This window comes from Streptomyces sp. NPDC050509, assembly GCF_044457965.1.
Lineage (GTDB): Bacteria > Actinomycetota > Actinomycetes > Streptomycetales > Streptomycetaceae > Streptomyces.
Window position 1 is genome coordinate 204,643 of sequence record NZ_JBITHL010000010.1, and the last position, 14,887, is coordinate 219,529.

Below are 14,887 nucleotides of genomic sequence, written 5' to 3' on the forward strand. Positions count from 1 at the left end.
CCTACCCCCTCCAACAGGGACCCAACGTGAGGAGCAGCATCATGACCGCCATCACCCGCATCACGGCCCGCGAGATCATCGACAGCCGCGGCAACCCCACCGTCGAGGTCGACGTCGAGCTGGCGGACGGCTCGACCGGACGCGCGGCCGTGCCCTCGGGGGCCTCCACCGGCGCCCGCGAGGCGGTGGAGCTGCGCGACGGGGACCCGGCCCGCTTCCACGGGAAGGGGGTCCGGCGTGCCGTGGACGCCGTCAACGACTCCATCGCGGACACCGTCGTGGGCCTCGAAGCGGAGGACCAGGCCGCCGTGGACGCGGCGCTGATCGAACTGGACGGCACCCCGGACAAGGCGAGACTCGGCGCGAACGCCATCCTGGGCGTCTCCCTCGCCACCGCCAAGGCCGCCGCGCGCGCCCACCGGCTGCCGCTCTACCGCTACGTCGGCGGGGTGGACGCCCGGCTGCTGCCGGTACCGATGATGAACATCATCAACGGCGGCGCGCACGCGGACAATCCGCTGGACTTCCAGGAGTTCATGATCGCGCCGATCGGCGCGGCCACCTTCACCGAGGCCGTACGGATCGGCTCGGAGGTCTTCCACACCCTGCGCCGCGACCTCGTCGCCGCGGGCCACGGCACCGGCGTGGGCGACGAGGGCGGGTTCGCGCCGGATCTGCGGACCGCCGAGGAGGCGCTGGACTTCGTCGTACGGGCCGTGGAGCGCACCGGCTACAAGCCCGGCACCGACATCACCGTCGTCATGGACCCGGCCACCTCCGAGTTCTTCCGCGACGGCGTCTACGACTACACCGGCGAGGGCGTGCGCCGTACCCCCGACGAGCACGCCGACTACCTCGCCTCCCTCGTCGACCGCTATCCCGTCGCGTCGATCGAGGACCCGATGGCCGAGGACGACCACGACGGGTGGCGGCTGCTCACCGCCCGGCTCGGGGAGCGCTGCCAGCTCACCGGCGACGATGTCTTCTGCACCAACGAGACCCTGTTGCGCGAGGGGATCCGCGACGGCGTCGCCAACTCGATCCTGGTGAAGGTCAACCAGATCGGCACGCTCACGGAGACCCTCGCCACCATCGCCACCGCCCATCGCGCCGGCTACACCGTGGTCATGTCGCACCGCTCCGGCGAGACCGAGGACACCACGATCGCCGACCTCGCCGTGGCCACGGGCTGCGGCCAGATCAAGACGGGCTCGCTCTCCCGCTCGGACCGCACCGCCAAGTACAACCAGCTCATTCGTATCGAGGAGGAGTTGGGCGGCCAGGCGCGTTACGCGGGGCGGGACGCCCTCGGGCTGCGGCGCTGAGGCGGCGTACGTCTCGGCGAGCCGCGCCCCGGCGCCTCAGCCGCGTACGCCGGCCACGGGGCCCGTACGCCTCAACCGACCCGGACCGCGCGGGCCAGGAAGTACGGGGTCGCGTCCTCGTAGCACTCCAGCCGCCAGCCGCCGCCGGCCAGCAGGGGCCGCAGGTTCGGCTCGCCCAGCGGGTCGTCGGGGCTCAGCGGGCGGCCGTGGCGGGCGGCGCGTTCGACGCGGCCGGAGGGGTGGAAGAGGAGCAGGGCGCCGCCCGGCACGGTGACCCGGGCCCATTCGCGCAGGGCGGCGGCCGGGTCGGGGAGGTGGTCGAGCAGCCCGGCGGTGAAGATTCCGTCCACCGTGCCCGGCGGCAAAGGCAGTTGGCAGCAGTCCGCGAGCAGCAGGCCCGCCGGCCCGCCGCGCCCTTCCCTGGCCGCCGCCAGGAGCATGGCGGAGGTGACGTCCACGCCCAGGACCGCCCCCTTGTCGCCCACCTGGGCGCGTAGCGCGGGCAGGGCGCGCCCGGTGCCGCAGCCCAGGTCGAGCGCCGTCTGACCGGGGCGCAGCCCCAGGCGGGCGACGGCCTGGGCGTAGCGCGGCCCGTCGGCGGCGAAACGCGTCTCCCAGGAGTCGGCCTTCGGGGTGAAGAAGGTACGGGTCGCGGTGTGCCCGGCCCGTGCGGCCACCAGCGCCGCGAACCGCCCGAACACCAGGTCCCGGTATGGCGCCGGCGCGGCCAACTCCTCCGGCGCGGCCTCCCGCAGGCCGGGCGCGGTCGCCGCCTCCGCCGGGAACGCCGCCACGAACGCGTCCACCGCGGCCTTGTCGGCCTCCAGGTGGAACTGGAGCCCCCACGCGGCCCCGCCCACCCGGAACGCCTGTACCGGATACCGCTCGCAGGAGGCCAGCGGCACCGCCCCGTCGGGCAGGGTCATGGTGTCGCCGTGCCAGTGCAGCACGCGCAGCCGCTCGGGCGTACCGGCGAGGAGCGGGTCCCTGGCCGCCGCCGGGCTCGTCCGTACGTCGCCCCACCCCACCTGCGGCCCGGACCCCGTACGGGCGGCGCCGCCCGCCGCGACCGCCAGCAGTTGCGCGCCCAGGCAGACCCCGAGCACCGGCACTTCGGCGGCCAGCGCCCGGCGCAGCAGGGCCAGTTCGGCGCGGCGGGTGGGGAAGCCGTCGTCGCGGTACGCCGCCGCCGGACCGCCCATGACCACCAGCGCCTCGACGCCGGCCAGGCTCTCCGGCAGCGGATCCCCGGCCCACACCCGGCACAGCCGCACGGGCAGCCCGGCCGCCGCCAGGGCCTCGCCGATCGCGTACGGGCCTTCGCCTCGCGCGTGCTGCACCACCAGGACGCCCACAGCCCTCACCCCAGCCTCACCAGTCGGCGGAGGCCGCATGTACGGCTCAGACCAGGGTGAGCGCACCGCACATGCCAGTCAATGAGGCGTCACGTCTCGCATACGCGGCCGGGCACCGGCCACGCGGTCCCCTTCCGCGTCAGCCCGCCTTGGCCTGCGCCGAGATCCCCCCGTCGACGGGCATCGCTGCGCCCGTGACGAACGAGGAGCGGTCGCTGCACAGCCAGACGGCCGCCTCCGCGATCTCCTGCGGTGCGGCCATACGCTTCTGGATCTGCGGGGCGATGAACGCCTCCTCCAGCCCCGGAACCTGCCGTACCGCCTCGTCCGTCATCTCGCTGCGGGTGGTGCCGACGACGAGCGCGTTGACGCGGATGCCCTGCTCTCCGTACTCGGCCGCGGCGGCGCGCGTGATGCCGAGGATCGCGTGCTTGGAGGCGACGTACGGCACGGAGGCGCCGGTGGCGTAACGGCCTGCCGTACTGCTGGTGTTGACGATGGACCCGCCCCGTCCCGAGGCCAGCATGACCGGCAGTTGGTGCTTCATGCAGTTCCACACACCCCGCACGTTGACGTCCATCGTGCGCTCGTACACCTCGTCGTCCGTCTCGTGCAGACAGGATTCGAGGGTGGCGTAACCGGCGTTGTTGAAGGCGCAGTCGAGACCGCCGAACCGTTCCACGGCCGCCTCGACCGTACGCCGGACATCACCCGAGTCGCTGACATCGCCGGGGGCGGCCAGTGCGCGGCCGCCCCCGGCGGTGATCTCCTCCGCCAGGGCTTGGAGCCGGTCGGCGCGGCGCGCCGTCAGGACGACCGCCGCGCCCTCCCGCGCGAAGAGTTTCGCGGCTGCCGCGCCTATGCCGCTGGACGCCCCCGTGATCATCGCGACGCGGCCCGTCAGCAGGCCCTCGTGGTGCCCGTATGTGCTCTCCCGTGTGGTCATCGACCGAGCATAGGAGCCGGTCCTCCGGCGGATCCATCGGTAATTCACCGGCGGGCACTGGCATAGTGCCCGCATGCTCCGACGGATACGGATACGAATACGGATACGGATCGCCCGACGCCCGGCCGCCCTCACGGCAGGCATCCTCACCCTGCTTGCCACGGCCTCCGTGCCCGCCTCGGCCGACGCCCCCCGCGAGCGCGAGGTCGCGCTCCGGCTCGAAGCCCCCGCGGCCTTCTCCATCTACCACGCCGACGAGGGCGCCAAAGCCGAGAACAGCGACTTCGTCGTCCCCGTCGCCGTCGAGCCCAGCGACGGCGGCCCGGCCCGCAATGTCAGGGTCGTCGTGGACACGTCGGGGCTGGCGGGCGTCGCGCGGGCGGTGAAGGGCGGCTACGGGAACTGCACCGGCGGCGGCCCCGTGTTCACCTGCGTCTACGGCGACGTGCAGAACGGCGACGGGGAGGCCAACGCGCCCTTCACCCTGCGTGGCGTGGACGGCGTACGGCCGGGCGACAGCGGGACGGTGACGTACATCGCCACTGCCGACAACGCGGCCCCGGTCATCGGCACGACCCGTATGACCGTGGGCGGCCCCACACTGCACACGCCCGAGGAGGAGAAGACGGTCAAGGGCCTGGCCCCGGGCACGTCCGCGCCGCTGACCCCCAGGTTCGCCAACCACAGCCGGTTCACCACGGAGCGCGGCGTCGCCCTGCACATCACCGTGCGGGACGGCCTGCTGCTGACATCGCGCCCCGCCAACTGCTCCTTCGACACCACTTCCACCTCGGCGTGGTGCACGTTCCCCACCCGGGCCGCGGCGCGGACCGCGTACCGCGTCAGCTCCCCGATCAGCTACACGGCCGCCCCCGGCGAGCTGGCGGGCACGCTGTCCTACTCCTGGTCGTCCGAACCCCAGAAGCCCGACGGCCTGACGGTGCGCGGTACGGACGCCCCGCTGACGCTGGTCAGAACGGCCGCCCGGGGCCTCACGCACGGCAGCAGCGAGGTCAAGGTCGAGACCACCGTGCAGGCCGACTACGAACCGGTGACGGCGACCGTACGGGGCCGGGTGGGCGACACGGTGAAGGTCCGGCTCGGCCTGCGCGACCACGGCCCCGGCCGGCTGACCGACTCCGAGACGCAGGGCGGCTTCGAGGTCGTCCCGCCGGAGGGAACCACCGTCACCTCCATTCCGTACGTCTTCGAGGGCTCGGACGGAACCTGGGCGTGCAAGCGGCCGGAGAAACCGGGCGGGGCGTTCGTCTGCGACATCGGTGTCGACGGCTTCTACGACGCGCGGTACGAAGAGGGCCCGACCGCGATCGACTTCCACATCCGCATCGACCGCCAGGTCCCGGGCGCGCGCGGCACCATCCGCACGTACAACCCCTACGACCGCACCCCCGCCAACGACACCGCCACCATCCCCCTCGACGCCTCCCCCGCCCCGCCGTACCGGAACCCGGCCCTGTGGGCGACGGGCGCGGGCGGAGCCGTGGCTGCCGTGATCCTGGTGGCTCTGTACCGGCGTCGGCGGGGACTCAGCCGGCCGTCCCCTCCGCCTTCTTCCTGACCTCCGCGAGCCGCAGAACGTTCTCCGCCAGCTCCCGGAACTCCCGATAGCACGTCTGCACGTACTTCTGTGTGCTGCCGAGCGCACCGTCCGCCGCCTTGAGTTCGAACATCGGCTTTCGGGCGTCATGCGCCAGCGGCATCAGGCTGCGGTAGTTGCGCAGGGTCGCGATGCGGTATTGATCATCGTTCCGGGACGGATCCGGGTCATCGAGCACAGCGGCCGAGTAGACCCACGGAATGCGCTCCAACCAACGGCCGTACGCCTTGACCGGCCGGTCGAGACGCATTTCCGGCTGCATGATCACATATCCCAGCGGAGTCATCCGGGCAGGCGGCGCGGAGATGCCGGGCGGCACCTGGGGCAGGACGACGTGCTGCCAGTTCCGCCGCCACTCACGCAGGGTCGGCCCCAGGTTGCTCAGCCCCTTGAGCGAGAACAGATCGGCCGCCAGCGGCATCAGCACGCTGTCCGCCGCGATCAGCGCCGCCCGGTTGATGGCGCCCAGGTTGGGACCGACATCGATCAGCACGATGTCGGCGTCGACGGCGGCGGCAGCGTGCTCGATCATGCGGTGGAACGCGGTGGTGGTGCGGATCGCGGCGACGTCCCCGGCGAACGACTTGAACCACTCGTTCGAAAGCTTGTCCTCGAATCGGCTGAGATCAAGGCTACCGGGCAGCAGCCACAACCCCGGCTTGAGTGAAACCGGCTCGACGAGGGCGACGTCCCCGGTCCCCTCAAGGATGGGCCGCACGGCGTCGGCGACGGTCCGGTCCTCCCGTACCCGCCCCATGCCGGGCAGCGTCGCCGCGGCCGCGCCTTGCGCGATGAGCTCGGAGGGGTGGGACCACAGGTCCTCGATCTCGTTCTCGTCCAGGCACATCGACGTGAGGTTCGCCTGCGGGTCCAGGTCCACCGCGAGGACACTCAGCCCGAACCGGCTGATCATATGCGCCAGGTGATAGGCGAGGGTGGTCTTGCCGACGCCGCCCTTGTTGTTGAACAGCGCGATCGATGTCGCGGTCATGCGGCTCTCCGGAGGGTTACGGCCCAGGACGAGTCGTCGACCTGGAACTCGGCGGGCGGATTGCCGTTCCGTTCCAGGGCGGCGCGGACCCTTCCGATACCCCGGCCGAAGCGGTTGACGTATCCGAGTCCCTTCAGCGCAGCCGCGAGCGAGGGATTGCGGTAGTCCGTGACCCGGTCGAAGTTGTCGTCCCGTACCTGTCCGAACGGCCCGCCCGGATTGGTCACTTCGATACGGTCGTCGAACCACACGATGCGCGTGGGAGCGTACGAAGTCTCGTAGTTCCGGTGCATGAGCGCATTCATACAGATCTCCCGGAGTGCTTCCAGCGGGTAGTCCGGGTGCGGGGTCTCGCGGAATCCCTCCCCCACCATCCGGGTCCGCAGATTGCTCCGCAGCAGGGGTTCGAGCCGGGCGGCAGTCCCGATGAGGTTCTGCCTCAGCTCCTGCTCGTCGGCGATCGGCGCGTCGAGATCGGCGCCTTCATACCGTACGAATTGAACGTACGCCCCCGGAATCCCGCTCGACGGGTCAATCCCGATGGTCAACAAGCCGAGCGCCGTGGGCACACCCTCGGGCGTGGCGAGGTGGCAGGAGGACAACTGCACACCGAGCGGACGGCCGTTTTCCTCGATCACATCGGGATCGACCATGGAGGGCAGATACGAACGCTGGAACAGATCGAGGTCCAGATCATCGCGCGTGGCCCGCGCCACTGCCTGGGTGTCGAACGGAGCGTCCTTGGCGCGGCGGCGTTCCGACAGAACGCGTTCGTCCTCGCGGCCGGCCCGCCGGGTGGTGGGGCCGGGCCTGACCCAGATCACGCCCTCGCACCGCACGGGTGGAGCAGCGGACGCCTCGACCCGCAGATGTACGACGGGCTTGCCCTTGAACCGGGCCGCACGCACGGTGAGCGACGGCCGGTCGAGAATACGGCCGTCGTCCCGCAGGTCCGTGAGGGCCAGCAGAGCACGATCAGTGGTGTCGACGCCCTCCACCGGCTCACCGTGGTCATCCACCCCGACGAGGATGTCGCCTCCCCCGCTGCCGCACAGGTCGTTCGCCATGGCGCACACCGCGTTGGCGATGGCGTCCCCACGCTTGCCTTCACGCTTGGCGGTGCGCTTGAACTCCAGCGTGGTGCTCTCTCGGGTACCGAGGATGTCTGCCAGATCGTCTTCGCTCACGGTACGCATTCTCTCAGTCCACGGTCGTTCGAGGCCGCCGTGCCCACTGCGGCACGGCGGCGGTGATGACGTCTTTCCGTCAGGCCGCCCAGCTCCGGGGCGTGTCCACCAGGGTCGCCCACGTCCACGTACCGGCCCCCGGGCACTCGGCGGCGCGGAAACCCCACGCGCCCCGGTGGGCCGCCACCACGTCGGGGGTGCGCGAGAGGGCGGAGCGGCGCCGCTCGTCGCAGAGGGCGGCGAGGCGGGGCTGCGGGTGGGCCGCGTGCGTGTCGTACACGGTGACGCGCAGGGTGTCCTCCCGTTGCCGCAGGGCGAGGTGGACGTCCGCGCCGTCCCCGGAGAACCGGCAGGCGTACGCGACCAGTTCACGGACGACCACCAGCGCCGGATCGATCAGGCGCTCCATCTCGTGCACGTCGAGGACGAGTTCGGCGATCTCCCGCGCGACCGCGGGGCTGGCCAGTCCGGCGGGGAGGGTGAGGCCGTACACGAGACTCCCGGGCGACGGCTCCCCGAGGCCGGGCAGCGGCGGCGGACACTCCGGTACGCCGGGGGTGGGGCCGCTTGTCGTTGATACGGGTGTGGTTTCGCTCTCAGGCATGACAACTCCGCTCGCTGATGCGCTGGTTGTTGTGGCAGGAGGAGGCAGGCGGGCTCGCGCGATGCGCTTCTGCTTTGCTGTAAGTGAGCGCCGCATCACTGAAGGTAGGGCATCGGGGGCCCCAAGTTCCACCCATCGGTGAAACTTGGGGCCCCAATAGACCTATAGGGTGACGCCCGGCACACTGAGCACCGGCCGAAAGGAAGGGTCTTCATGGCCGCACGGACAGCACCAACGCAGCGCCAGAAGAGACTTGGCGCAGAAGTCCGCAAGTTGCGCACCGGCGCGGGCATGTCGATCGAGTACGCCGCCGGGCTGCTCGGTGTCGATCGCAGCAAGATCTCGCACATCGAATCGGGCATCCGCCACATCAGTACGGACCGGCTCCGGACTCTGGCGACGCACTGTGAATGCACGGATGAGGAGTACGTGTCCGCGCTGTTCGAACTCGCCACGCCCTCGGGGCGGAACTGGTGGGACCAGTACCGGGGCCGACTTTCACCGGGGCTGCTGGACATCGCGGAACTGGAGTGGCACGCGGTCGGCATTCAGACGACGCAGACCGCCCATGTGCCCGGCCTGCTCCAGACCGAGGATTACGCCCGCAGCATCTTCGCGGCGGTCCTGCCAGCGCTCTCGCGCCTCGAAGTCGAACTTCGCGTGGCCCACCGCATGGAACGGCAACAAGTACTGGGCCGGGAACAGCCTCCGGGCTTCATGGGTTACGTACACGAAGCGGCGCTGCGCATGCGCTTCGGCGGTCGCGAAGCAGCACGTAGTCAGCTCAACGCGCTGATCGCGGCATCCGATAGGGACAACGTCACCATCCGCATAGTGCCCTTCGAACGCGGCAGCTTCCCGGGCGCGGGACACGCCCTGCTCTACGCGGAGGGAGCCGTGTCCCAACTCGACACCGCGCAGGTCGATTCGGCCCACGGTCCGGACTTCCTTCACACCGAGCCGCACCTCGCCAAGTACCGAGCCCACTTGGAGTGGATGGACAAGGAATGCTTGTCAGCAAGCGCCTCACGCGATTTCATCCACGGCCTCGCCCGCGAGCTATGAGGGGAACACCATGACCGAGATCACCTGGGAAGAACCATTCTGCGGGGAAGGCAACAACTGCTTCCGCATCGGCACCGACGCGGACGGCAACGCCTACATCGCCGTCGCAGGCCAGGAAGACACGTACCTCACGGACACCCGCGAAGCCCTCGCCACCCTCATCCGCGACATCAAGGCCGGCAAGGCCGACCACCTGCTCTAGGGATTGCTGGAGAAGAAATGCCAACAGACGAAGCAGGAGAGGTCCGGCAGGCGTGGGGCCGGGTGACCGCTTGGCTGGAGCGGCACGCCCCTGGTGTTTTCGCTGAGCTCGGTGGCCCGGGGAACCCAGCGGCTGTCGCCGAAGCGGAAAGCCGCATGGGCCTGGCATTGCCGAGGGAGATGCGGCAGTGGCTCCTGGTGAACGACATCGATGCCGGCAGACAGCCCGCCCGATCGAGTCTGGTGGCGCTGGGGTGCCAGGGAGTCATCCCCAGTGGCGGGCTCCTTCTCGGCCTCACGGACATCGAGCGGGTCTACCTCCACAAGATGACCACGGAGGAGATGGAACGGTCCGAAGACGCTGACTGCCCTTCCTGGCGCAGGGAATGGGTGCCGATCGCCGCGGAAGCCGACGGCTTCTACGGGAAGTTCCTGAACACGTGCACCGGAAGCGTCGGATCCTGGGCCGAGGGGTCCTCCCCCGAGGACGGCGCATACCCGTCGTTGTCCGCCTTCTTCCAGGATGTGGCGGACCGGCTGGAAGGGGTCTCCCGAGGCAGTACGGACCAGACCGCCAAGCACGGTGTGGGCAGTCACAGGCCGGAGGGCGAGGCGATACGCCTCTGGGCCCGCGCGAACGGCTACCTCGTCAACGACCACGGGCGTATCCCTTCGACCATCCGCGAAGCGTACGAGGCATCACGGTGAGCGCCGGATCTGCCATACCATTCAATGGCACTCAGCCGACACGGCAAGGAGCCAAGATGCCCGTCATCGCATGGGAGCAGCCCTTCTGTGGGGAAGGTAGCACCTGCTTCCGCATCGGCACCGACGCGAACGGCAACGCCTACATCGCCGTCGCGGGCCAGGAAGACACCTACCTCACGGACACCCGCGAAGCCCTCACCACCCTCATCCGCGACATCAAAGCCGGCAAGGCCGACCACCTGCTGTAGCCGCCCCGGGCATGGACCCGGGTGGAGCGGCAAGCTCCACCCGGGCCTCCATCATCAAATCCCGACGATACGGCCGGACGGCGGGGCTGTCAGTGCCGTGTGCTAGGCATGGCGGCATGCACCTCACAGGCCCCCTGCCCCACGCAGACCTCACCGGCTCACAGAGGCAGTTACTCGCACAGGTAGCGTCCGCCCCCCTGCCTGACCCCGACGACGGTACGAACTCCGCGGAAGCGGTGGTCGCTCATGGGCTGGATCCCGACCAGGTCCGTGCCGATCTTCCGTCCCTGATCTGGCTGAAGCTGATCACCCGGACCCACGGCTCGCTCGTCGCCACGGACCTCGGAACAGCCGTTCATTTTCGTGCCCTGTACGAGTCCTCGGAGGAGCGGCTGAGTCAGGTCGCGCAGCTTGTGTCGGCCCACCAGACGCGGGCGCCCGAGTTGGCTCGATGCGTTCGTCGGCTGGCCGAGGGATCCCTCACCTTCGAAGAGGCGGCCATCAGGCTGCGCGACTCCGGCTGAGCGGCTTCCGATCAGATGGCCTCGCCCTGAGCGAAGAGCCCGTCTGCCGGACTCCGCCGCGCCTTGCGGCTCGCCTTCGTGACCGGCAGGACGCCAACGGCTGTCAACTCCGTGTGCGTAAGCACGGGTTGGGCGAGTATCTCGACGAGCAGCTCGTTCTGAGCAGGAGCCAGGTCTGTGAGACGGCGCAGTACGGAGAGCAGTTCGATCAGTTCTCTGGTCCATTCCTGTGGCCATTGCTCGACGTGGATGTCGTCCAGGGGACTTGTCTTCTTGCTGCTGGGGCTGGCCTTGCGGTAGCCGAACCACTTGTTGACCACGCGCATGCCACCGACGTCGTAGGCCCAAACGACTTCGGGCACCGGCGCAAAACTTCCCTCGCCGATGTGGAGAGTCCGTGTGTCGCCGTCGTAGTGGATACGGTCCGGGACTCCGTCGCCGATGCGGGTGAGGTAACGGACCTGCCGCTCGTCTCCCACCGGAAATTCGATCCGGCCGTCGGGTCTTCCCCCGGCAGCGTCCGTACACCGTTCGCCGTATGTCGAGGCCCACAGAACCTCGTTGCCGAGTGCGACTGCCCGATCCCATAACGCCCGGTTACGGGTCAGGGGCAGACGGACGCCCGGGGTGAGCAGCTCTTCACAGAATCGCTCGGTGAAGGCACTGTGTCCGGCAACGGCGACTGTGTACGCGACCAGCTCGGTCACGGTGATCCGTTCCGTACCCAGCACGCGAGCGAGGCAGGTGAGCAGTCCGGGGGGAACGTTGGGAGAGCCGTCAGTGTGCAGGGCGGGCATGAACCGCCCGCCCCGACCGTTGAAATGGTCCGTGTTAGGTATGAGGTGAGTCGCCACCACGGCCGGCCCTGAATCTATCTCGTGTGACGACTGCTGATTCAGGAAGAGCTGGCCGTCCTGAAGCGATGCCCATAGTTCGGAGCGTGGATAGTCGAGCACTCGGTTGTCCGCGATCAGCCATTGCCGGTCGAAGCTGCGTAATGCCGTGCGAATCAGTTCAGGGCGGACAGAGACTTCCTGGCCAATGGGGCAAGGATGGGCCTGCTGTCCGGGCAGCGGGGCTTTCTTGGTATTCAGTGTGCGGTCACGGGTCTCCTTGAACAGCTTTCCCTTGTCTGCCCGGTCGGTCTCCCGTACGAGGGTTACCCAACGGCGGCGCAGAGTCTCAGCGGAAGGAGAACTGACCCAGGCGCGGTTCGACGTGGTGCCAAGACTGCCCCAAGGAAAGAGGGAGTCCAGGGCCGGGAACTCCTCCCAACCGGACTCGGTCAGCGGGGTGAAGGGCCGTACTCGCTGAACATGGGCGCCTCGCCAGCCGTCGTCGTCCAGTCCGATCTCACGAAGTTGCTGGAACTTCTCGGCGCGTCTGCCCGCAAGCGCACGATAGTGCACCCGCGCGCGGTGGTCCTTGCTGCGCTCGACACCTGCCTTGCGGACGAAAACGCAGATGGCGAGCGGTTGGGCCACTATGGGGAAAACACGAGTGGCGATGTCCGAACGTTGCCCTTCGGGGGAAAGGTTGATGATCCAGCCCTCATCACACGTACGCCGCAGGTAGTCACGCATCCCCCGGCCGCCGGGGCCGGTCGCCCATCCGGATGGGGTGATGAAACAGACCACGCCGTGGCGGTCGTCCTCATGAGCGTCGAAAACCTTCCAGGCAGCCCACCGCCAGAAGTACACGTACATATTCTTGAGCATGTGCTCGTAGCGGCCGTTATCCGGATACCGAAAGCTGTCGAGCAAGGGCACATCATGCTCCCCGCCCCCTCTCTCCACCCATCCGCCTCTGTTCTCCGCCTTGGCGTCATAGGGGGGATTCCCGATGACGACCGTGACGGGGATATTCGCCTTCAGAGCGTTGGCACGCCTTCGGGATTCGGAGAGCGGGCCTACCGTGGATGGAAGGTACTCGTCCTCCACGAAGGGATTGTCGAGCGTGTCCGTGACGAAGAGGTTGAGGCCGCCGCCGGGCAAGGGCGCGTCGTAGCGCTTGAGGAGATCCGACGTGCGTAACTCCGCGACGGCGAAGGGTCCCATCTGCAACTCGAAGCCGCTGAGGCGTGATGCGAGCCGGGAGATGGCGTCGGGTGCCATGGCCTCGCCATGCCGCTCGACGGCCTGCGCCGCGACTCGTTCGATGATCGTGTGAAGGTAAGTCCCCGTGCCCATCGCCGGATCCACGATCTGTACCTCGTCCGCGCCGAAGCCATCTGGCTGTCCCAGTCGCGTACGCAGCACCTCCTCGGTGAGGCGGACCATCTCCTCCACGACCTCACGCGGCGTGTAGTAGGAGCCGCTCCTTTGCCTCAGCTCAGGGTCGTACACCGTCAGGAAGTTTTCGTACAGATGGAGATAAGCGTCGCGGTTGCCGGCGCGTATGGCCGGCCAGTTCACGCGGACGATGGTGCGCTGGAGCAGTTCGAGGGTGACGCTGAAGCGGTCGTTGACATGGTCGGTGAGCAACTGCAGTGCTCTGCCCATCAGCGCGTGGTCCGCGTCCAGCAGTCGGCCGACCTCATGCAGGCTCGTGTCTTCGCTCAGAAGGTCCTCCGAGCAGGCCAGTAAGAGAGCGAAAGTGACTGCCTGGGCGTAGCCGTCCGCGAACGTGGCGTCGTCGGCGGTGGGGAACAGCAGTTTGCGCCAGTCGTTCTTCAAGCCGGTGAAAGGCCGGGCACGTACATCGTCGTCCGGGCTGGAGGACTTGGCCTCTACGGCCAACTGTTCGAGGACAGCAGACCGTAACAGACGGCACAGCGGCGCAACATGTTGGACGAGACGGGCCACTCGGAGAATTGGGGCGGGCTTCCACAGGAGAAAGGTCTTCAGCAAGGCGTCAAATGCCCCTGGATCAACAGGAGCAAGCTTGTCTCCCGCGCTCTTCAGTGAGCCGGTGAAGTGGACCGTCTCCCCCCACTGCCGTCCGTCCCGGAACAGCCTCCACTCCGTCCCGTTGGAGTAGAGCAGGTTGGGGAGGTTCCGCAGCTTCTGCCACTGCTCCTTGTTGGCCTTGCTGAAAGAGTCGGGGTCAACGGAAAGACCGGGCCTCTTGAGCTCGATGTAGCCGGTCAGCTCACCGCCGGCACGGACGGCGTAATCGGGCCGCACCCCGAGATCGGCGAGACGGAACTCGTCATGCCAGGTGACTTCGGGCTGCTGGTGGCGCTCGCCCACCGCTTGGAGCAGCGTCTCAAGTGGCCCGCGAATGGCGGCTTCCGCGCTGCCGCCGCCGGACAACTTGAGCTTGGACATCCGCCCGAACTCTGCCACGGCGGCGAGCAGCCAGTCGTACATCCCCCCTGACATCTTTCCCCCCGTGGATCGCGTCAGAGCACAGAGACTAACTACATGACGTCAACAAGGGAAGACGGAACGTTATATCGAGGGAACGTCACGGCCCTCAACGCCAACCGTTAGCGGGCTCCGGCGGACGTCAACGCCTTGAGCGCCACATTGAGTCGCAGGACGTTGACCCGCGGCTCCCCGATGAAGCCCAGCGTGCGCCCCGTCGTGTGGGCGTCCACCAGGGCGCGTACCCCGGCGGCGGGGAGGTGGTTGCGTTGCGCTACGCGGTTGGTCTGGAGGTGGGCGTAGGCCGGGGAGATGTCGGGGTCGAGGCCCGAGCCGGACGAGGTGACCGCGTCCGGGGGGACGGCGTCGGGGGTGATCGGGTGGCCCGGGGTGGAGTTGTCCTTGATGACGGCGGCCTTGGCGTCCGTGACCCAGGCGATCAGTTCCTTGTTGTCGCCGGAGCGGTTGGTCGCGCCCGAGAGCAGCAGCTTGTACTGGGTGTTGACGGTGTTGGTGCCCAGGCCGTTGGACGGGCGCGGCTGGAACCAGCGCAGGTCGGGGCGGGCCGGTTCGGTGGGGTCGGCAGGGTTCCTCTTCGGCAGGAGGTAGGTCTGGCCGATGAGTTCCGAGCCGACGACCTTGCCGCCGGAGGTGACCTCCGAGCCGTTGGCCCGGTGGGCGAAGAGGCCCTGGGCGACGCCGGTGACGGCCAGCGGGTAGATGATCCCGCAGACCACGGTCAGGACGAGCAGGGCGCGCAGCCCGGCCCACAGGAGGCGTCCGGTGTTGCGTACGGAGGTGTTCATG

At 68.8% G+C, this 14,887-nt stretch carries 14 protein-coding genes and 1 pseudogene; 8 read left to right on the top strand and 7 right to left on the bottom strand.

The features are described from left to right. Positions 1–41: 41 nt before the first annotated feature. Entirely contained in the window at positions 42–1,325 is a 1,284-nt protein-coding gene (eno, locus tag ACIBJC_RS28140) for a phosphopyruvate hydratase (RefSeq protein ID WP_399297105.1), read from the top strand. A gap of 71 nt (positions 1,326–1,396) precedes the next feature. Here the strand turns inward: eno and ACIBJC_RS28145 are convergent, their stop codons facing one another. Beyond that, entirely contained in the window at positions 1,397–2,689 is a 1,293-nt protein-coding gene (locus tag ACIBJC_RS28145; protein WP_399297107.1) for a methyltransferase domain-containing protein, read from the bottom strand. A gap of 130 nt (positions 2,690–2,819) precedes the next feature. Continuing rightward, complete coding sequence (locus ACIBJC_RS28150) at positions 2,820–3,626, bottom strand: SDR family NAD(P)-dependent oxidoreductase (protein ID WP_399297109.1); 807 nt, start codon at positions 3,624–3,626, stop codon at positions 2,820–2,822. A gap of 73 nt (positions 3,627–3,699) precedes the next feature. Here ACIBJC_RS28150 and ACIBJC_RS28155 point away from each other — a divergent pair, with 73 nt between their 5' ends. Then, the gene (locus tag ACIBJC_RS28155) at positions 3,700–5,205 is read left to right on the top strand and encodes a hypothetical protein (protein ID WP_399297111.1); all 1,506 of its coding nucleotides are present in this window, start codon (positions 3,700–3,702) and stop codon (positions 5,203–5,205) included. Here ACIBJC_RS28155 and ACIBJC_RS28160 read toward each other — a convergent pair. The 3 genes from ACIBJC_RS28160 to ACIBJC_RS28170 form a co-directional block, all read right to left on the bottom strand. Beyond that, on the bottom strand, positions 5,174–6,235 hold the full coding sequence (locus ACIBJC_RS28160) for a ParA family protein (RefSeq protein ID WP_399297113.1): 1,062 nt from the start codon (positions 6,233–6,235) through the stop codon (positions 5,174–5,176). The genes ACIBJC_RS28155 and ACIBJC_RS28160 overlap by 32 nt on opposite strands. Beyond that, on the bottom strand, positions 6,232–7,431 hold the full coding sequence (locus ACIBJC_RS28165) for an ATP-binding protein (protein ID WP_399297115.1): 1,200 nt from the start codon (positions 7,429–7,431) through the stop codon (positions 6,232–6,234). The genes ACIBJC_RS28160 and ACIBJC_RS28165 overlap by 4 nt, the downstream gene beginning before the upstream one ends. A 70-nt stretch (positions 7,432–7,501) precedes the next feature. Next, positions 7,502–8,026: an ATP-binding protein gene (locus ACIBJC_RS28170; protein WP_399297117.1), complete on the bottom strand. Its 525-nt coding sequence runs from the start codon at positions 8,024–8,026 to the stop codon at positions 7,502–7,504. A gap of 213 nt (positions 8,027–8,239) precedes the next feature. Here ACIBJC_RS28170 and ACIBJC_RS28175 point away from each other — a divergent pair, with 213 nt between their 5' ends. The 6 genes and pseudogenes from ACIBJC_RS28175 to ACIBJC_RS28200 all read left to right on the top strand — a co-directional run bounded on the left by ACIBJC_RS28175 (position 8,240) and on the right by ACIBJC_RS28200 (position 10,772). Next, positions 8,240–9,091, top strand: a complete 852-nt coding sequence (locus ACIBJC_RS28175) for a helix-turn-helix domain-containing protein (protein WP_399297119.1) — start codon at positions 8,240–8,242, stop codon at positions 9,089–9,091. Positions 9,092–9,101: 10 nt separating this feature from the next. Further along, positions 9,102–9,293: a hypothetical protein gene (locus ACIBJC_RS28180; RefSeq protein WP_399297121.1), complete on the top strand. Its 192-nt coding sequence runs from the start codon at positions 9,102–9,104 to the stop codon at positions 9,291–9,293. 17 nt (positions 9,294–9,310) lie between these two features. Continuing rightward, a pseudogene (locus ACIBJC_RS28185) lies at positions 9,311–9,802 on the top strand (SMI1/KNR4 family protein); the annotation flags it as partial. A gap of 15 nt (positions 9,803–9,817) precedes the next feature. After that, on the top strand, positions 9,818–10,000 hold the full coding sequence (locus tag ACIBJC_RS28190; protein ID WP_399297338.1) for a histone-like nucleoid-structuring protein Lsr2: 183 nt from the start codon (positions 9,818–9,820) through the stop codon (positions 9,998–10,000). Positions 10,001–10,056: 56 nt separating this feature from the next. Next, a complete protein-coding gene (locus ACIBJC_RS28195) occupies positions 10,057–10,248 on the top strand; it encodes a hypothetical protein (protein WP_399297123.1) in 192 nt (63 codons plus the stop codon). A 236-nt stretch (positions 10,249–10,484) separates the two neighbouring features. Then, the gene (locus tag ACIBJC_RS28200; RefSeq protein WP_399297124.1) at positions 10,485–10,772 is read left to right on the top strand and encodes a hypothetical protein; all 288 of its coding nucleotides are present in this window, start codon (positions 10,485–10,487) and stop codon (positions 10,770–10,772) included. Positions 10,773–10,783: 11 nt separating this feature from the next. On the opposite strand, the gene ACIBJC_RS28205 is transcribed toward ACIBJC_RS28200, so the two are convergent. Next, a complete protein-coding gene (locus ACIBJC_RS28205; RefSeq protein WP_399297126.1) occupies positions 10,784–14,083 on the bottom strand; it encodes a type ISP restriction/modification enzyme in 3,300 nt (1,099 codons plus the stop codon). A gap of 119 nt (positions 14,084–14,202) precedes the next feature. Continuing rightward, a complete protein-coding gene (locus tag ACIBJC_RS28210; protein WP_399297128.1) occupies positions 14,203–14,886 on the bottom strand; it encodes a potassium-transporting ATPase subunit C in 684 nt (227 codons plus the stop codon). Position 14,887: the final 1 nt, after the last annotated feature.